Source organism: Galbibacter kalidii (genome assembly GCF_026241135.1).
In the GTDB taxonomy this organism is placed as follows: Bacteria; Bacteroidota; Bacteroidia; order Flavobacteriales; family Flavobacteriaceae; genus Galbibacter.
On record NZ_JAPFGA010000001.1, the window covers coordinates 411451 to 432476 of the forward strand.

Genomic DNA, 21026 nt, shown 5'->3' on the forward strand with positions numbered 1-21026 from the left:
GAGCCTGATATTAAGCCAATTGATTTTTATTAAAAAATCTTTTATAACCCCATTTTTATCAATTTAGCCCTTATAAATTCACAAATTATGAATAAAACGTCTATGTTTTTGACGATTTTGTACATCCCGTTAGGTTTATTTTAACATTACTTTGATGCTTATCAATAAACCAATTACAAATCAATATGAAAAATTTATTACCAATTGTGACCATCCTTTTTATGGCATATACATCAGTGTCCTGGTCGCAGACAAGAGAAATTTCAGGTAAGGTCATAGACGATTATAATGAACCTATGCCTGGAGCAACTATAATGTTGAAAGGTACTCAAAAAGGGACGACATCGGATTTTGACGGGAATTTCGAAATTACCACTACACAAACTGATGCTATCTTGGTTGTCTCCTATATCGGGTATGAAACCAAAGAAATAAAGGTAGGCAGCGAGGATGATTATACCATTCAGTTGTCCCCCGCCGCATCTAGTTTGGATGAAGTGGTGGTTATAGGTTATGGAACTGTAAAAAAGAGTGATTTAACAGGTTCTGTTGCATCAATGAACGCAGAGCAATTGGAAAAAACAAACAAGGTTGATGCTGTTTCTGCACTGCAAGGGCAGGCTCCCGGAGTGGTGATTCAACGTACTGATAACAAACCGGGCTCGGGAGGCTTCAATATTCGTATCCGTGGCGCTAGTACTATTAATTCGAATGAGACAGCCAATCAGGGAGGTTTTAATCCTGGGCAAAATCCACTTTTTATTGTGGACGGGATCTTTGTAGATGATATCTCCTTTCTGAATCCTTCTGATATTAATAGAATGGATATCCTGAAGGATGCTTCGGCTACGGCTATATATGGATCAAGAGGAAGTAATGGGGTTGTGATCATAGAAACCAAGCGAGGTGAAAAAGGAGAAATGAAGGTTCGTTACAACAGTTATATAGGCCTTAAAGAAGCTTATCATTTACCATCGATCTACGATGGTCCTGGTTATGTGGAGTTTATAAAAGATGTTGTTGTAGGTAATGAATTTGCCCAGCTTACGGGAGATCTTAGTTACAGGAGAGACGATGTAATATTGTCCGATTATTTTGATACGGAAGAAATGCAAAATATTGCTGACGGAGTGAATACAGATTGGGTAGACCTTGTATTGCAATCAGGGCTTCAGACCAATCATACCATTGACCTGAGTGGAGGAAATGAAAAAACTACCTATGCGTTTGGTCTAGGCTATACCAAGGACGAAGGAACCATTGAAGGCGAAGATTTTCAAAGATACAACATAAGGGGAAGCTTAAAAAGCGACCTTACCAAATGGCTGAACGTGAGTTTTAACAACTACATCACTCACGCCGTACAAAACACTGGAAGTTGGGAAGCCTTTAGAAGTGCATACCGATTAAAACCTATAGGTCGGCCTTATAATGATGATGGATCCTTGCGATTTTTTCCGACACAAAAGGAGACCCAAATTACCAATCCGCTCTTTGATCCAAAGAATATAACTAAAGAGACCAAGTATTTGCAATATGTCGGAGATATCGCCTTAGAAATCCGTCCTTTGAACGGATTAAGTATAACTTCGAAATTTTCCCCTAATATTAAATATACGAGATATGGGGAATACCGAGGACTTTATTCAAAGAGCGTAAGTGGAAACCCGTCAAACAGAAGAGCTCAGGTAAACAATTTTAACTACTTCTCGTATTCCTGGGATAATATCTTCAATTATAAATATAACAAGGGAGTACATGCGATTGATGCTACAGCAGTAATTTCAAGATTTATGGAACGTTCTGAGGGGTACTATTCACAAGTCAGAAATTTTACTACGGATGAATACCTATTCTACAACATAGATGCCGGACTTGATATCAGGGACCTATCCAGTGATTTCTCCAAACAGACCCTTGAGTCTTACACGGGAAGGATAAACTATAGCCTGAATGATAAATACCTGTTTACCCTTACAGGAAGGTACGATGGCTCTTCCATACTTTCAGATAAGAATAAATGGGCCTTTTTTCCATCAGCAGCTTTTGCTTGGAAGGTAATAGATGAAAAGTTCATGCAATCTCAACAACTGTTTTCTAATGCCAAGATCAGGCTTAGTTATGGTCAGACAGGTAACAATGGTCAGGGAGGAGGATTAATTCCGCTAGCTTCACAATCATTATTGGGTTCCAGCGCTACTAATTTAGGAGATGCTTCGGTATCGACCGCTTATATTACTGGCCTGGCTAATGAAGACCTTACTTGGGAAAGAACTACCGAGACCAATTTAGGGTTTGACTTCGGATTGTTCAATAACAGAATTTACGGATCGGTGGACCTCTACAATAGAAAAAATACCGATATTATATTTTTCACACCGCTATCAACAGTTACTGGTTTTTCAGGAACATTCGACAATGTTGGAGAGTCAAGTAACAAAGGGATTGAGATCGCATTGAACACCGTGAATATTGATACTGAGGATTTTACCTGGACCACCAATTTTAATTTCGCGTCCAACAAGAATACGCTTGACAAACTCTATGGAGGTGACGAGATCATTTTCAATGTACAAGGCACCAGCTTTATCCATAAGGTAGGAGAAGCCATCGGATCGATCTATGACTACGAAGCGGATGGTATCTGGCAGCTCGATGAAGTGGATGAGGCTGCAGTATACGGGCAACGTCCCGGTCAGGTGAGGGTGAAAGACCTTAATAATGATGGTATGATTACTCCTGATGAAGACAGAAAGATCATAGGTAATGTTACACCTAAATGGACCGGGGGTATTACCAGTACTATGAATTATAAGAATTTTGACTTTTCTTTCTTTATTCATATCAGTCAGGGGAATAAGGTCTTGAGTAATTTCCATAACGGTTTTTCTTTTCCATGGGATACTGAGCCTACAAGAACTTTTAATGGATATGATGTGGATTACTGGACACCGGAAAACCCCACTAACAAATGGTACCAACCAGGGAACGGAGGTATATATCAACATGCCATAAAATATCGCGATGTGTCTTTTACAAAGGTGGGATACATCACCTTAGGATACAGGCTTCCTTCTACCATATTAGATAAGCTAAAGTTAGACAACCTAAGACTTTATGCCACAGTACAGAACCCTTTCATATTTACGGATTATGATGGATGGGATCCTGAAAATGCAGGAAGAAACCACTGGGGTGCGGCATTTATGTCACGTACCATTATGACAGGTGTTAATTTAAGTTTCTAATAAAAAAAACAATAAAAAATAAACAGATGAAATATTATAAATTAATTATAGTACTGCTTACGGTGGGTATTTTCGCCGGTTGTGAGTCGTACCTTGAGGAAGAGAACAACTCATCGTTAAGTATCGAGACTGTCGAGTCAGACCCTGAGATTTTTAACCAGTTGGTGGCTTCAATCTATGAAAGGGCCAGGGAAACCACAACAAAATACACAGGCGACATGTATTACGTCCTCGAAGATCTGGGAACCGATGTAGTAACAAGGGGGACAACAATTTCTGGAGCTGATGAGATCAATGATTATGTGAACCTGAACTCAACAAACTGGGCTGTTGGTGTGTATTGGGGCAATCAGTATAGTGTGATCGCTGCAGCCAATGTAATTATAGACAACGCAGAAGAAATGGAGGCTGTCCCTACGGATACTAAAACGAGGGGAATAGGGGAAGCCAAATTTTTCAGGGCTTTGTCATACTTCAATCTGGCGGAGAATTACGGTGGAGTGCCTTTGGTGCTCAACCAGGTCAGGTCTGCTGAGACGCAATATTTTCGTGCAAGCGAAGAAGAAGTCTATACACAAATAGTGCAGGATCTTCAAGAAGCCCTTACTGCAGTAGATGAAATCCCGGGGACATATGGAAGAGTATCCAAAGATGCTGTAAGACATCTCTTATCAAAAGTATTGCTTACCAGAGGGTACAAATCTTTCGGTTCCGCAACTGATTACACTGAGGTTGCCGCTTTGGCAGAAACGGTTATCAGTAACCACGCCCTGGTTCCCTCTTTTGAAGAATTGGTGGATATAGACAATCAAAGAAACCCAGAAGTAATATTTGCTTATTTGTTTGGAAGTAATTCGGTTAGCAGAGGTTGGGGGAATTCAAAACATATGATGTATAAGTTCAGATATTTTGATTATCCAGGAATGGTCAGGGGCGATAAATATCAAAAAGGCCTGGGGCCGGCGCCTACACCTTTTTACTACTCCCTTTTTGATGAGAATGATGAAAGGGCGGAAGCTACATTCCGTAGGGTGATTTATGCTGACGAGGATTACGTAGCCAATGTAGGTGGTTCGGAAGTAAATGTAAGTGCTGGCGATACTGCCATATATTTCCCGAAAACAGCATGGACCCAAGCCGAAATCGATGCGGTACCCTATGCGGTTATAAATCCTGAAACGTATTTTGAAAATGACGGTGTTACTACGGTTCATTACCCAATGTTTAAAAAGTTTGATGACCCCGGGATTCCATTTACACAACCTGATCAATCTTCACAGGGAGAAAGGGATATGGTTATCATGAGAGCAGGGGAAGCCTATTTAATTGCCGCAGAGGCCTATTTACAGTCAGGTAATACAACTGATGCCGCTGCTCGCCTTACTGCCTTAAGGTCCAGAGCGGGATTAACCACTACGGTGGCTCCCGGTGATGTTGACCTTGACTTTATCCTTGACGAAAGAGCCAGGGAGTTAACAGGAGAAGTAAACAGGTGGATGGACTTGAAAAGAACAGGAAAACTCATAGAGCGTACCTTACAAAATAATCCGCATGCTGCTTTAAATAATGCGCTTAGTTCAAAACACCTTTTAAGGCCAATCCCTCAAACTGAAATAGATAATACTGGAGGAAGTATTGAACAAAATCCGGATTATTAACATAAACGAACATTTAATTAGTAGTTAGTAGTTAGTTTAATTTAATGTAGATATGGGCAGGCAGGTTTTGCCTGCTTATATTTTTTGCATTGACCTAATAAAAATTATAGAAAACCGGTGCAGAATAAGCCTTTGAGATCATTTCTGACAATAGCTTTAGATAGAAAATTAAAGAAGATAAAAAGAACTCGTATAAACGATCTGGTACGGATAAGTGTTATTCTTTTTTTTATAGTATCGTGTAAAGACAAACAAGAGGCTTTTACGCAAAAAGAACGATATGTAGATAAAGTTTATCCACTGCTCGATACTGAAAATTCAAGGTGGTTTTTCTTTACATCGGCAAGCCGGCCATTTGGGATGGTAAATTTAAGTCCGGATACGGAAATTAACGGTGCCTGGGGAAGCGGTTATAGATATAAAACAGATACCATCAAAGGTTTTAGCCATATTCACGCCTGGCAAATGTCCGGGCTTTCAGTAATGCCGGTAACAATTTCTGATAATAATGAAATCTTTACAGATTTCTATTCAAAATTCAGTCATAAAAATGAATTGATAAGCCCGGGGTATCATTCAGTAGAACTGGATAGATATCGAATAAAGGCGGCATTAACAAGTACAAAACGGGTTGGATTCCATAAATATGTGTTTTCAGAGAATAAAAAGGGCGGGATCCTTTTTAATTTAAACACCGTTTTAGGCCCTTGTGAAAATATGGAGGGAACGCTAGAAAAAACAGGAATCAGTACCTTGTCAGGTAAACTTGTAGCAGCTCCAACACATAGGCGCCCAAAACCATTAACCATCTATTTTAATGCTCAGTTAAACGTCCCCATAGTCTCTGTTGAGCACGATTCTGATACAGGAAATTATTTAGTGGGCTTAGATAGCATAAACGATGCTGTTTTAATGAAAGTAGGTATTTCATATACTTCGATAAAAAATGCAGTAAATAACATGCAAAAAGAATTACCGCACTGGAATTTTAATCAGGTGGTCGAAGATTCCAAAATTGAATGGGATGGGTTATTGAGCAGAATTAAAGTTGAAGGAGGGACAGAAAAGGATCAAAAACGGTTTTACACAGATCTTTGGCATGCTTTACAAGGCAGAAGAATTATTAATGATGCAAATGGAGCATATCCTGATAATACAGGAAAGCAATTCAGAGTTGGTCAATTGCCATTAAATTCAGATGGAACACCCAAATTCAATCATTATAATTCAGATTCATTTTGGGGGGCACAATGGACTATAAACACCTTATGGGGACTTGTTTATCCTGAGATCATGAATGAATTCACCCTTTCATTAATGCAATATTATCAAGATGGGGGGATGATTCCTCGTGGCCCTTCTGCGGGGAATTACACTTTTGTGATGACTGGGGCTTCGACGACCCCATTTATGGTAAGTGCCATTCAAAAAGGAATTGTAAAAAATGATTTGGAAGCCATTTATAAAGCCCTTAAAAAAAACCACATACCGGGAGGTATTATGGGAAAGGCGGGATATGAACACAATACGGATATTGGCGGAGGCTTAAAGTATTACTTGGAAAACGGATATGTTCCTTACCCGCTTCCTGAAGGCGGTGGTTTTGGAGGCCACCAGGATGGTAGTAGCCAAACCATGGAATATGCGTACCAGGATTGGACTTTAGCACAGTTGGCAAAGAAATTAAAACATATCCAGGACTATCATTATTTTATGAAAAGGGCTGAAAATTATAAAAATGTATTTAACGAAGAAGTTGGTTGGATGGCTCCTAAGGATATTGACGGGAAGTGGAAATTAGATTTCGATCCGTATCAATATGAAAACGGATTTGTAGAGTCCAATGCTGCACAGTCAACTTGGTTTGTACCTCACGATATAAAAGGCTTGGCATCCTTAATGGGAGGAGATAAAAAAGCAGCGGAAAAACTGAATAATCAATTTATAGCCGCTCAGAAATCAGGATTTACATCGGGAAATTCCCATGAAGCTGAACTCCATCCTGAATACAGTAGGATTCCTATCAATTATGGAAATCAACCATCAATACAAACAGCATTTATATTCAATAAATTAGACAGGCCTGATTTAACGCAATATTGGTCAAGAAAGGTTGTTGATAGTGTTTTTTCAGACCTGAACAGTTCAAGTGGGTACAACGGTGATGAGGATCAAGGTTTAATGGGAAGTTTGGCAGTATTGATGAAGATAGGATTGTTTCAAATGAACGGTGGTACAGAAGAGAATCCGGAATATCAAATAGGAAGCCCAATCTTTGATAAGATAACTATTGAACTTAATAAAGATTACTACCCTGGGGAAGTATTTGAAATAAAAAGCATAAATAACAATTCAGATAATATCTATGTAGATGATATTAAACTAAACAATATTCCAATTAAAGGGCAAAAAATTATGCATCAGGATATTGTAGAAGGAGGCACTTTAACTTTGGAAATGACATCGTCTCCTTCTAAAAGGGGAAAGGAATAGGTGTCTGCACCATATAAGCCTGTATTAAAAACAGTGATAATGTTATTAAAATAAAAAATTAATAAATATGAAAGGTCTTGGACTTATATTGTTAGTGATTGGCCTGTTTCTTTTAAATGGATGTGAAAAAAAAGTAGCTCCTAAAGAGATTGTCGGTCAGAACCGGGCGTTGATTGAGCGAATAGTTCCCGATCATGCATCTCAGTTTATAGTTGAAACAATAGATTCTGATAGTACGGATAGCTTTGAAATTGAATCCAGAGATGATAAAATCGTTCTTCGGGGAAATAATGGGGTGTCTATAGCTTCAGCCTTGTATTATTATCTGAGCGAATATGCCCATTGTCAGATTACCTGGAACGGAACCAATCTTGATCTTCCGGAAAAATTACCATCAGTACCAGGACTCGTGCATAAAGATACTCCTTATGAGTATCGGTATTATCTTAACTATTGTACTTTCAATTATAGCATGAGTTGGTGGGATTGGCTCCGTTGGGAAAAGGAAATAGACTGGATGGCCCTGCACGGTATAAACATGCCACTGGCGATTACCGGAGAAGAGTATGTTTGGGATCAAGTGTACCGGTCATATGGATTTACAGATGAAGACCTAGATCCGTTCTTTAGCGGCCCTGCTTATTTTTCCTGGTTCTGGATGGGGAATCTAGATGGTTGGGGTGGTCCATTACCTATGAGTTGGAAAGAAAGTCATCGCGATTTACAACAAAAAATATTGAAACGACAACGTGAATTAGGGATGAAACCGGTATTGCCCGCATTTACAGGTCATGTTCCAACCTCTTTCAAAAAGTATTTCCCAAATGCCAAACTCAAAAGGACGGACTGGGGGAACGATTTTGACGACACCTACATTCTCGATGCTGATGACCCTTTGTTTGCCGAAATTGGCAAGAAATTTCTGGAAGTACAAACCGAAGTTTACGGAACGGATCATCTGTACTCTGCTGACACCTTTAATGAAAATGAACCACCATCTGATGATCCTCAATATTTATCGGGGTTAAGCAGTAAAGTATATGAAGGAATGAAAGCAGCAGATCCTGAAGCCGTTTGGGTAATGCAGGGTTGGTTATTTTACAGTCATCGTGATTTTTGGAAAGGTCCTCAAATAAAAGGGCTTTTAGATGCTGTTCCTGACAACAGGATGATCATTCTAGATCTCGCTACCGAAATTGAACCGGTGTGGAAGCGAACAGATGCCTTTTATGGGAAACAGTGGATATGGAACATGCTTCATAATTTTGGCGGTAACATTAGCCTTTTTGGCCGTATAAAGACTGTGGCAACCCAGCCTGCAACTGCACTAAACGATTCCGATTCTGGCGAGATGAAAGGAATCGGTCTTACTATGGAGGCCATAGAGCAAACCCCCGTACTCTATGAATTAATGACAGATAATACTTGGCGCAATACACCGATTGAATTGGATCAATGGCTCAAAAAATATATCAGGAACCGTTATGGAAAAACGAATGCCGAACTGGAAGAAGCTTGGAATATTTTGGTAAATACGGTATACAATGGACAAACCATTCGGGATGGAGCCGAATCAATTATTGTGGCACGCCCCACCTTTGAAGGGTATCGTCGTTGGGCCCGTACAAAACTCAATTATGCAGCTGAAGATTTACTTCCGGCTTGGGATCTTTTGATCAAAATGATTCCTGAATGTAAAACCTCAGATGGGTTTAGGTATGATCTGGTCGATCTGACCCGCCAAGTATTGGCAAATTATGCCTTGCCACTACAGCAACAAATAGCTAAAGCTTATCAAGAGAATGATAAAACAGCTTTTGAAAAATACAGTTCTGAATTCCTCGAATTGATTGATGATATGGACCGTCTCTTGGCAACCCGAAAAGATTTCTTGTTGGGGACTTGGCTAGATGATGCTCGTAGTTGGGGACAGACTCCGGAAGAGAAAGATTTATACGAGCAGAATGCGCGTGATCTTATTACCCTTTGGGGAGATGCTAATAACCGCTTGCACGAATACAGCAACCGTCAATGGAGCGGACTTTTGAAGGGGTTTTATAAACCGCGTTGGGAACAATTTTTTGCTGATGTGAAAAGTGAATGGGGGGAATTCGATCAGGAAAAATTCGACGATAAGATCAAAAACTGGGAATGGAAATGGGTAACCGGGCATGAAGAATACCCTATTGAACCGAAAGGTAGTGCTACGGAGATAGCCAATGAAATTCACAAAAAATACCGCGGACGGATTGAACCTATCACCGAACTTTTACCACAAATAAAATACAACTACTAATATGAAAAAAGCATTTCAGCTAAAATCCGATCGTTTTCTCTCTCTTGATGTATTCAGGGGGCTGACCATAGCCTTGATGATCGTGGTAAATACCCCGGGGACAGGAGCCAAAATGTATCCTTATCTGGTACATGCTCAATGGTTCGGTTTTACTTTGGCTGATTTGGTTTTTCCGTCATTTCTGTTTGCTATGGGGAACGCCATGAGCTTTTCTATGGAAAAAATGAAGCAAGCTTCCGTTGGGGCGTTTTGGAAAAAAATAATTAAAAGAACGCTTATTATCTTTTTATTGGGCTATCTGATGTATTGGTTTCCTTTCTTTGAAATAAATGCCCGGGGGGATTGGATGTTGAAACCCATAGCTGAAACCCGTATTATGGGAGTGTTGCAACGTATCGCACTTTGCTACTTTTTTTCCGCCATTATTTTTTATTACTTATCTAAAAAAGCGACCGTGATCATCTCCGGTATTGTGTTGTTGTCTTATTGGGCCATTCTATATATATTTGGCAATCCGGGAGCTGAATTGGATATAGCCGGCAATGCTGGTGCTAAATTAGACATGGCTGTTCTAGGGTTAGGACATATATACAAAGGAGATGTTATCCCTTTTGATCCAGAAGGTATTTTAAGTACCTTACCTTCGATTGTAAATGTTATAGGGGGGTACTTGGTGGGAGTTTTTATCCGGAAGAAGGGAAAATCCTTTGAAGGCATATCTAAATTGTTAATGGCAGGATTTATTTTGGCCTGTCTGGCGCTTTTCTGGGACCTGACCTTCCCGATATCCAAAAAATTATGGACGAGCTCTTTTGTGTTGTTTACCATAGGTCTCGATTTATCAATTATGGCTATACTCATCTATGCTATTGAGTTTCGAAAAATAAAAAAAGGAGTGAGGTTTTTTGATGTTTTCGGTAAGAACCCACTTTTTATATATCTTTTTTCAGAGTTGTTTTTTATTACTTTGAGATTGATTCCTACCCCTTCCGGACATGATGTTTTTGAGTGGGTAAGCGAGCGGATTTTTCAGCTAGTTATTCCCGGTCCCTTAGGTTCTTTAACTACGGCACTAGTTTTTACATTGCTGTGTTGGAGCCTTGGATGGTGGCTCGATAAAAAAAGGATTTATATTAAAATCTAACAGGAGTATTGATGCGGTAACGCTGTGATGCCTTGAACTCATCTTGACTTTTTTGATTGAAGTGAAAATTATCTATTTTGAGCCTGATTGAAGGCTTTTTTGAGTTGCATCCGCCTCAGGCGGACGGAAGGAAAACCTGCTAGCCAGCAGGCAGAAAAGGCAAAAAGCAGGTTCAAAAGAGCAATTTTTTAACCAATTGGAAAAAGTCAAGATGAGTTCCTTTTTAAAATTAACCAAAACTATCAAATTATGATAAAACAAACACTAACCGTCATTTTTGTACAGCTATTTTTGTTGCAGCTGCAAGTGCATGCCCAATCTGTAGAAAGTCAATCTTTTCAACTAGTAGGCAAAAATCAGCGTTGTCCGATTTTGATAAGTAAAAACGATGCAAAGGTAGTACAGATTGCAGCTGAACTTTTTGTGGGAGACATCCATACCATCACAGGACAAAACCCCGACATTAAATATAAGGCCCCGAAGAAAGCTAATCAGATTGTGCTAGCCGGAACTCTAGGTAAAAATCCATGGATTGACCAACTCGTTATAGATGGAAAGGCTGATGTCACTTCCATTAAAGGTAAATGGGAAAGCTGGTCCGTTCAGCTTATTGAAAACCCTTTGAAAGGAGTAGAAAAAGCCCTGGTTATTATTGGAAGTGATCGTAGAGGGACTGCTTACGGAATTCTGGAGTTATCCCGAATGATGGGAGTCTCGCCATGGGAATGGTGGGCCGATGTACATCCTGATAAAAAAACTCAAATCACCCTTGATATTGAAAACAAAACCTATGGATCCCCGTCTGTAAAATATCGTGGCTTGTTTTTAAATGATGAAGACTGGGGGCTTCAACCATGGGCTGCAAAGGTTTATGAACCTGAAACCGGGGATATAGGTCCGAAGACGTATGCAAAGATATTTGAACTGCTCCTGCGTTTAAGAGCCAATACTATTTGGCCTGCGATGCATTCATCCACCAAACCCTTTTATTCTTATCCGAAAAATAAACAGGTGGCAGACGATTATGCCATTGTGATAGGAACCTCTCATCCCGAACCCATGTTGATAAACGTTAATACGGAATGGGACCAGGAAACGATGGGGGAATATCGATACGATACCAATTCAGAAACGATAAAAAAAATGTTTATCAAGCGGGTAAATGAAACAGGGCGTTATGAAAATATTTATACTACCGGAATGCGTGGTAAACACGATTCTCCTATGATTGTAGGTGATCATGATATCAATTTTCAGGTAAAATTACTGGAACAGGTAATAACAGACCAAAGAGAAATCCTAAAACAGGCTGATAATAACAAAAGCCTGGAATCCATTCCTCAGGTATTTATTCCTTACAAGGAAGTTTTGAATTACTACCAACACGGTATGGAGTTACCGGAAGATATCACCCTAATGTGGACAGATGATAATTATGGATATATTAGAAGGCTTAGTGATCCGGGAGAACAAAAGCGAAGTGGAGGAGCTGGAGTTTATTATCATACTTCATATTGGGGCAGGCCACACGATTATTTGTGGTTAAACTCTACCAATCCTGTCTTATTATGGGAAGAAATGTCAAAGGCATATCAGTTTAATGCCAGGAATATCTGGATCCTGAATTGTGGAGATATCAAACCCCATGAGTATAATATAGAACTGTTTATGGACATGGGATGGAATATGAAGGACTTTGGAAAAAGTGTTGATGTACGTAAACACATGAAAAATTGGTATGAAAGACTATTTGGAAAAAACAATGCATCACAGTTAACAGAACTATTTTATGAATATTACCGACTGGCTTTTATAAGAAGGCCTGAGTTTATGGCGTGGAGCCAAGTAGAACCCGTTACAAAAGTCCGACCTAGCGAAATGTCCCAAATACATTATGGCGATGAGGTCGGAAAAAGAATTATGACCTATAATAACCTGATAAAAAAGGTAGATTCAATTTCCCCTAAAGTTCCATCCAACAGGAATAGTGCTTTTTATGAGTTGGTTACCTACCCGGTAAAAAGTGCAGCATATATGAACCTGAAGTGGTTGCACGCGAATAAAAATTGGTTTACCGCTCAGCAGGGAAGAGCAAGTGCGTTATATCATGGGAAACATGCTGTTATGGCCTATAACGAGATAGCACAACTTACAGAATATTTCAATAACAGTCTAGAAAACGGAAAATGGCGTCATATCATGAATCGTTCTCCCCGGAATCTGCCGGTCTTTAAAGAACCCGTTATCGCTACCCCATCAATAAAGGAGGAACCGGTAATAGGGATAGCTCTTAAGGGCTATGAAATGGAACTTAATCACAGAGTCAATAATAGTCATGCAAACGTTTTACCGGTATTTAATGCCTATACCCAACCTCAATATTATCTCGATATTTTTTTGAAAGGAAAAGGGGAAAAATATTGGGAGGTAACACCTAAAACCGATTGGATCAAACTGTCAAAATCTTATGGAAAATTGGATACCGATCATCCCGAAGAAAGAATATATGTTGATCTTGATTGGAATAAAGTACCTCAGGGGACAGGTATAAAGGAACCTCCATTAGGTCATGATCATCAGCTGATTCCCCCGGGATATAAGGTGGATGGTGCGATCGATATTTCAACAAAAGATACTGCGATAACGCTGGGAGTTTTGGCTTATAACCCTAAATTTGAAGACTTACTCAAATTTGAAGGCTTTGTCGAAGATCAGGGGTATGTTAGTATAGATGCCGAAAACTTTACGGATCATAAACAGACTAAGGAAACATCATGGAAGATTATAGAAGGGCTTGGGTATACTGGTAGTGTTGTTAAGACCATGCCTGAGAAGGCAAATTCAATTGAAGAGACAAGTGAAATTATAACAAACAGCCCGGTACTGGAATATGATTTTTATACCTTTAATCATGGAGCAGCTGAAACGTTTGTCCAAATTGTCCCGACCCATGCTGTATATCCTGGGAAAAAGGTAAGGTTGGCCGTAGGAATTGATGATGCCATGCCCGTAATTTTAGATTATCAAACCCACGGAAGAAGTGAGGAGTGGAAGCAAAACGTACTTAAAAATGCAGCTGTTAAATCAGTCACCGACATAATTGAAAAACCCGGGAAACATAAGCTGAAAATCTGGATGGTCGACCCCGGAGTAATGGTCGATAGAATACTAATAGATTTAGGTGGGTGGAAAGAAAGCTACGCTTTCCCGGAACAAACCATGATAAAACATGAGAAATAGAGGGGTGTTAAAAGGGATTCTATTAGCATGCAGTTTACTTGTTCTCTCATGTGAGAACAAAAAAACTGTTCCTCATAAAAAAGTAAAAATAGCCTTTTTGGCCGATGTCCATCTACAAGATATTTATGCTAGCTTTTCTGATAATGAATATAAAGGTGTAATAAATCCGGTTACGGGAAAATATAACACCATACGGACCATGGGGACGCAACTACGCTCCACCAGACTCTTTAACGAAAATTACTTTGCGCTTTTAGCGGCTTTGGACGATGCAGTAAGGAGAGAAGTGGATCTAGTAGTATTTCCTGGGGATTTCAGTGATGATGGGCAACCTGTAAATCTCAGAGCGCTTAGAAAGATACTACAGAAATACAGTCAAGATTATGGGACGAAATTCTTTCTCACTACAGGAAATCATGATCCGGTGAAGCCATTTGGAGAACCCGGAGGAAAAAAGGATTTCCTGGGTGAAGGAGGCATTGAACAATCGGTTTACAGTCAAGCGGGAATGTACACTCCCGAAAAAGGGGATCATCCCCCTGTAATTACCAAAGACATAAGAAAAGCGGGGTATGTTGAAATATTGAACGAACTCAAACCGTTTGGATTTACCCCCAATAATAGTTATTTATACTGGGAAACTCCTTTTACAGACTATGATTATGATAATTATACCATTGAAGCTGCAATAAAAGCATCTGAATTAGAGCAAAGGAAGATGACTTTCCCCGGTACAGATATATGTATTCCCAATCTGAGTTATCTGGTGGAGCCAGTTGAAGGGGTTTGGTTAATGGCCATAGATGCTAATGTGTACATCCCTGAGAAAAGTGAGTTCGATAAAGATGAAACCGTTTATTTTGGCGGATCGGGTATCGGGTACAACAATGTGTTGCCCCATAAAAAGTATTTGATTAATTGGGTAAAGCGTGTAAGTGAGGCTGCCAAGGCAAATCATAAAAAACTTATCGCATTCAGTCATTACCCGATGGTAGATTATAATGATGGCAGTACCCCGCAATTGAAATCGTTGTTCGGAGAAGAAAATATGCAATTGTATAGGGTTCCTGATTCTTTAGTGGCAGAAACTTTTTCTAATGCCGGGATCAGTATCCATTTTGCCGGACATATGCATCTTAATGATACAGGGGTTTTTACATCGTCGCAGGGGAATACTTTATTCAATATTCAGGTGCCTTCGTTGGCAGCCTACTTGCCGGGATATAAATTGTTGACTCTTCATTCAAAGAATGAATATGAAATAGAGACCGTACAATTGGATTCGGTTCCTTCTTTTAATGAGCTTTTTCCCTTGTACAAACAAGAGTATACATGGTTGGAAAAAAATGAGGATAAAGACATCTGGGATAAGGAGCTGTTAAAGGCGAAAGATTATAAGGCTTTTACGGAAGGACACTTAAAGGAGTTGGTCCGTTTGCGCTTCCTCCCCCGGGAGTGGCCCGAATCTTTATTGGGGGTACTTTTAAAAAGTTCGGGAAAAGAGTTGTTGCTGCTCAATAACCAACGGTCAATATCCTCGGGTACGCATCTTGAATCGTATGAAAGCTGGACGGGATTTGAAATGATTTATGATTTTTACAGACTACAATATGGCGATGAACTATCTGTTCCTGAGATAGGAAATGATAGAATAGAGGAATACCTGAAAGTTTGTAAAAATCTGGAACAGAGCGAAAATAAAAGCCTCAGACTTTGGGCCGAAATTTTTCAGAAAGTTTTACATGGAGAGCCTGCCGGTCATTTCAAAATAGATATACTACAATCAAAACTTGAAAAAATAAACGATTAATTTTTGGTCCGAAAACGGTAAGTAACCATCTCGAAGCATGAGTAATCCCAAGTATACATATTTAATAGTGATGGTCTTTTTTATGATCAAGCTTGCGAGTGCCCAAAATATAGCATTTGAGCACTACAATGATTATGATGGGCTTTCTCATAATTCTGTCAGGTATATTGTTCAGGATGAAAACGGATTTTTGTGGTTGGGAACTTTTGCCGGTTTAAACAGGTTCGATGGTTACGAGTTTAATATATATTCCAGCAATGCAAAGCAACCTCATAAACTGGCAAATGATGAAGTAACCGCATTGGCCCTAGATAACCAAGCCAGTGTTTTATGGATTGGTACACGAAATGGTTTGATACGATTTGAACTAAAAACACACACCTTTACTTCCTTTTTACCGGAAAAGGATAATATTTATAGCCTACCCGATCATGAAATTCGCTCTTTGTACTTAGATAATTTTAATCGCATATGGGTTGGTACCAAAAATGAAGGGGTATATCACATGGATAAAAAATCCGGGAGGTTTACTAAGGTTGACATAACTGGAACTAGTTATGTAAGATCAATTGTAGGGGATAGCACCGGAGCTATTTGGATAGGATCATATCTGGAAAGTGGAATAACAAAAGTAGATTTAAATAACAATGGAACAATAAAGAGTACAAAGCAATATACGCTTAATATACCCGATTCTGATGAAAAAAACCCATATGTGAATTTTATTTACGAAGATCATAAGTCGGATATATTTATAGGAACCCGTCAGGGACTGTATAAACTGGACAAGGAGAGTGATAAATTTGAAAATTTATACATTAAAAATGAAAGCCGAAGGGAAAAACTAGGCCCCTATTTTTTATCAGTAGCAAGATCTCCCGAGGGGCAATATTGGGTTGGAACTTTGGGAGGATTGTTAGTGTGTGATAGTCTGGAAGAGATTGAAAAGGGAAATTATCAGTGGCATTTTCCGGTACTTTCCAATAATTTGTCGCTCGTCGATAATTTGGTGTATGCCTTGTATTTTGACAAGTCCGGAGTTCTTTGGATAGGAACGGAAGATGGCTTGGATAAATACAATCCCTACGACAACCAATTCAGACTCAATAAGGATATTTCCAGATCTCTTGATAATCAGGTGCCCTGGATCCGGGGTTTCTCCAAAACCATAGATGATAAGGTAGTGGTGGCTACGCGTTACAACGGACTTTTTATTCAGGAGGGAGAAAATTTTTCACCGTTTTTTAATCAACAACGTTATGATATTGCCAGTATATATTCAAATGACGGGATTAATTTTTATTGCGGGCTTTGGAATGGCAGACTCCTTATATACAATGACCAAACTAAAAGGTCTCAAGTTGTAGACATAGGGTTTAATAACAGACCGGTGCTTGCATTTGAAAGCATAGACGACCATACTCTTATCGTAGGCTCTTTTGGCGAAGGAGCAGTTTATTTTGACAAAAATACTCGTGAAAGCACCCCTCTTGCAGGAAATGTGCTGAAAGGAGTTGAGGTCAATCAAATCGCTGTCGATGTTTTTAAAAATGTCTGGTTTGCTACGGAGAATGGAGTACTTAGACTGAATACTAAAACCAATGTGTTAAAAACTTATGCATCGAGTAAAAATTCAGGAATCCCAAATGAACATGTAAGCGGTATTTTAATAGACCAAAAGCAGAATATATGGGCAACAACTCGAAAGGGACTGGCAATTTACAATGAGGAAATTGATGATTTTAATGCGGTTGATGGATTAGGTGAACTGGAAGGAAGTTGGATAACCGATATTGTAAATGTAGATGATAACCTTTGGTTAAATCTTAATAATAACGGTTTGGCCAGATTTAATCCTGAAAGGGGGGAATTGGATGTTTACAGGGTGAAAAGTGGTAACAGGCTGGATGTCTTCAGCTCGAGCGGGTTTTTTAAGTTCAATGATTCAAGGATCTATGTAGCCGGGAAAAAGGGAGTGATTTATTTTTCACCAGATCGGATCAAGACCAATAAATGGACACCTTCCCCTGTAATTACCGAATTTAAGGTGCAAAGTAAAGAAGTGCTACCCGGAGATATTATAAATGGACAGACTATTCTTAACAAAGACATTAATTACAGCAAAGAAGCTACGTTAACCTATGACGACCGTAATTTTTCGATTGAATTCTCTTCCCCGTCCTTTACGGATGCAAAACTCAATAAGTTTGAATACATGCTGGAAGGTTTTGACGACAAGTGGACACAAACTAACAGTAATTCAAGAACGGTGCAATACACGAATTTGCCATTTGGAGAATATCTCTTTAAGATAAAAGCGGCAAACAGCAGTGGTGTATGGAGTAATGAAGAGGTATATAGAATTGAGGTATTGCCCCCGTTTTGGTTAACATACAAAATGATTTTTTTAATTCTGTTTGTGACCTCTGTCATTTTCTATTTCGTACGTCGTGAAATAAAAAACAGGTTAAAGTTAAAAAGGGAACTGCTTGTTGAAAAAGTAGAACGGGAACGCGATGAAAAACTGAATAAAGAAAAGATCCGCTTTTTTACGAATCTTTCTCATGAATTACGTACCCCACTTACGTTAATTCTCGGATCTGCCAAGCAACTTTTGATAGAGAATCAGGATCAATATAGTGAACAACAAACAAAAAAATTCGGACTGATCCATCAAAATGCAAACCGATTATTGTTACTCGTAAATCAAATACTTGATTTTAGGAAAGCCGAAAAAGGAAAATTGGAATTAAAAGTGTCTAAAACTGATATACGCAAGCATACTTTAAAAACTTTTAATTCTTTTAATGAACTAGCAGAAGATAAAGGTGTGCAATTGCATTTTAATTGTGAACACGAAAAAATAACCGGTTGGTTAGATCGGGATAAATATGACAAAATTCTTTATAATCTATTATCCAATGCGGTAAAATTCACCCCCAAATATGGAAATGTGGATGTATTTCTGGGATGCTCAAATTCACAGAATGATCGACTCATTGTTGAAGTGGGGGACGACGGGATTGGTATCCCGGAACATAGTCAGAAAAAAATATTTTCCAGGTTTTATCAAGCATCAAATAGTAAAGAAAACAATACCGGATCTGGCATAGGGTTAGCTATGGTCAAGTCGCTTGTAAAGCTACACAAAGGTAATATTGTTGTAAACAGCGAACCGAAAAAAGGTAGTGTTTTCACTATAGAAATTCCCATAGATCGGGCTATGTTCGATAAAAAAGAAATTGTTGAGGTTTCAGGAGACTTTTATGAAACGGAAGACAGCTATAAGCCAAAACCTTCAAAAGCCCGGGGTTCCATAACGATAAAAGATAAGATTCTGTTGGTTGAAGACAACACCGACCTCAGGAATTACCTGGTTAACTTCTTGTCTGATTATTATAAAGTGTACCAAGCAGAAAATGGAGAGAAAGGACTACAATTATGTAAACAGATTAAGCCGGTGCTGTGTGTTACCGATGTTATGATGCCCGAAATGAATGGTTATAAATTCTGCGAAACCCTGAAAAAAAGTGAAGCTATAAGCCATATACCGGTTATTTTGCTTACTGCCCTATCGGAGAGTGATGATAAAATGAAAGGATATGATGCCGGGGCGGATGCCTATTTGTCAAAACCATTAGACCCATACCTATTAAAGACCCGCATCGAGAATATTATAAAAACGCGATCGGAATTAAAAGCTAAATTTTCCCATGAAATAGAAGGGGAAGTTTATGATCTGGCCCATTCTCCGGTAGATGCAGAATTAATCAGAAAACTTTCTGGGTTTATCGAGAAAAATATGAATAACCCTGAGCTTTCAACGGCTTTGATTTGTAAGGAAACAGGAATGAGTTCTTCAAAACTGTATAGAAAACTCAAAGAACTGACCGATTTGGCTCCAAATGAATATATCCGGACGATACGTTTAAAAAAATCGGCCCAACTGTTGAAAACGAGAAAATACAATGTTTCGGAAGTGACCTTTATGGTAGGATTTAATGATCCTTTATACTTTAGTAGGTGCTTTAAGAAACAATTCGGGTTTCCTCCGAGTAATTTATTGTGATAATTGTTTGAAAATTATTACTTTAATGGATGCGTAAAGTTTGTCCATGTATTTGAAAAAAGAGTCCATTGACTTTCTGCTTTCTAACACTATTTTGGTTCATTGTTAACCCATTTCTGAAAGGAGACCAAAGCATGCAAGGAAAATTGAAGCAAAATTAATTTGATTGCGTATAATCAACTGTATGAAATTATGAAAACACCAAAAGCAAATCAAAAAGGCCCCCTGAACAATATTGATGATTGGGAAGATGATCTTTTAATGCGGTATCCGGAATCAGGAGATAAGGCTAAAACAAAAGAGGAGTTCAGGAATTATGTCGATTCGGAACGAGTGGATACCGTTAAAGAATTTTACCGCTTAAATCATAAATACCAAACCTACAATTTTGTAGTTTCAAAAGAACAGGAATTTTTGAGACTAAATAAGCGGGAAATGTCCTTATGGGAGGCTGTAGATTTTCTTAATACCCTGATAGATGATAGCGATCCGGATATTGAACTGGACCAATTGCAGCACTTACTTCAAACTTCTGAAGCCATACGGGCAGACGGACACCCGGATTGGTTTGTGCTAACTGGTTTTTTACATGATATTGGAAAGGTGTTATGCCTTTTCGGAGAACCACAATGGGCTGTGGTTGGAGATACTTTTCCGGTGGGTTGTGCATTTTCCGATAAGGTCGTGTACTCCGAATTCTTCAATGAAAACCCGGATACGCTGAACGATAAGTATAACAGTAAATATGGAGTATATTCAAAAAATTGCGGCCTGGATAATGTTAAAATGAGCTGGGGACACGATGAGTATCTCTACCAGATCATGAAGGATTATTTGCCCGAACCAGCGCTTTATATCATAAGATACCATTCCTTTTATGCCCAACACAAGGAAAATGCCTATGAGCATTTGATGAATAAAAAAGACGTGGAAATGTTTGAATGGGTAAAAAAATTCAATCCGTATGATTTGTATTCAAAAGCACCTGTTCCTCCTAATGTAGAGGAATTAAGACCTTATTATGAAGGTTTGGTGTCCAAATATTTACCGAATACAATTCGTTTTTAA

9 protein-coding genes are annotated in these 21026 nt (G+C 38.9%); all 9 read left to right on the plus strand.

The window, feature by feature from the left end; all coding sequences use genetic code 11:
• Window positions 1–185 precede the first annotated feature (185 nt).
• The 9 genes from OOZ15_RS01670 to OOZ15_RS01710 all read left to right on the plus strand — a co-directional run bounded on the left by OOZ15_RS01670 (window position 186) and on the right by OOZ15_RS01710 (window position 21026).
• Complete coding sequence (locus tag OOZ15_RS01670; RefSeq protein WP_265953970.1) at window positions 186–3248, plus strand: SusC/RagA family TonB-linked outer membrane protein; 3063 nt, start codon at window positions 186–188, stop codon at window positions 3246–3248.
• Between the two features lie 26 nt (window positions 3249–3274).
• On the plus strand, window positions 3275–4906 hold the full coding sequence (locus tag OOZ15_RS01675) for a RagB/SusD family nutrient uptake outer membrane protein (protein ID WP_265953971.1): 1632 nt from the start codon (window positions 3275–3277) through the stop codon (window positions 4904–4906).
• Between the two features lie 132 nt (window positions 4907–5038).
• A complete protein-coding gene (locus tag OOZ15_RS01680; RefSeq protein WP_265953972.1) occupies window positions 5039–7399 on the plus strand; it encodes a GH92 family glycosyl hydrolase in 2361 nt (786 codons plus the stop codon).
• A 67-nt stretch (window positions 7400–7466) separates the two neighbouring features.
• Window positions 7467–9695, plus strand: coding sequence for an alpha-N-acetylglucosaminidase (locus OOZ15_RS01685; protein WP_265953973.1), 2229 nt, complete (start codon window positions 7467–7469; stop codon window positions 9693–9695).
• A gap of 1 nt (window position 9696) precedes the next feature.
• Window positions 9697–10839, plus strand: coding sequence for an acyltransferase family protein (locus tag OOZ15_RS01690; protein WP_265953974.1), 1143 nt, complete (start codon window positions 9697–9699; stop codon window positions 10837–10839).
• Between the two features lie 249 nt (window positions 10840–11088).
• A complete protein-coding gene (locus tag OOZ15_RS01695; protein ID WP_265953975.1) occupies window positions 11089–14079 on the plus strand; it encodes a glycosyl hydrolase 115 family protein in 2991 nt (996 codons plus the stop codon).
• Window positions 14069–15889, plus strand: a complete 1821-nt coding sequence (locus tag OOZ15_RS01700) for a metallophosphoesterase (RefSeq protein ID WP_265953976.1) — start codon at window positions 14069–14071, stop codon at window positions 15887–15889. The genes OOZ15_RS01695 and OOZ15_RS01700 overlap by 11 nt, the downstream gene beginning before the upstream one ends.
• A 37-nt stretch (window positions 15890–15926) precedes the next feature.
• Window positions 15927–19958, plus strand: a complete 4032-nt coding sequence (locus OOZ15_RS01705) for a two-component regulator propeller domain-containing protein (RefSeq protein ID WP_265953977.1) — start codon at window positions 15927–15929, stop codon at window positions 19956–19958.
• Window positions 19959–20150: 192 nt separating this feature from the next.
• Window positions 20151–21026, plus strand: a complete 876-nt coding sequence (locus tag OOZ15_RS01710; protein ID WP_265953978.1) for an inositol oxygenase family protein — start codon at window positions 20151–20153, stop codon at window positions 21024–21026.

Excerpts from the sequence above, each read along its gene's own strand:
- OOZ15_RS01670 (WP_265953970.1), top strand. The coding sequence starts at position 186 with ATGAAAAATTTATTACCAATTGTGACCATCCTTTTTATGGCATATACA.
- OOZ15_RS01675 (WP_265953971.1), top strand. The coding sequence starts at position 3,275 with ATGAAATATTATAAATTAATTATAGTACTGCTTACGGTGGGTATTTTC.
- OOZ15_RS01685 (WP_265953973.1), top strand. The coding sequence starts at position 7,467 with ATGAAAGGTCTTGGACTTATATTGTTAGTGATTGGCCTGTTTCTTTTA.
- OOZ15_RS01690 (WP_265953974.1), top strand. The coding sequence starts at position 9,697 with ATGAAAAAAGCATTTCAGCTAAAATCCGATCGTTTTCTCTCTCTTGAT.
- OOZ15_RS01695 (WP_265953975.1), top strand. The coding sequence starts at position 11,089 with ATGATAAAACAAACACTAACCGTCATTTTTGTACAGCTATTTTTGTTG.
- OOZ15_RS01700 (WP_265953976.1), top strand. The coding sequence starts at position 14,069 with ATGAGAAATAGAGGGGTGTTAAAAGGGATTCTATTAGCATGCAGTTTA.
- OOZ15_RS01705 (WP_265953977.1), top strand. The coding sequence starts at position 15,927 with ATGAGTAATCCCAAGTATACATATTTAATAGTGATGGTCTTTTTTATG.
- OOZ15_RS01710 (WP_265953978.1), top strand. The coding sequence starts at position 20,151 with ATGAAAACACCAAAAGCAAATCAAAAAGGCCCCCTGAACAATATTGAT.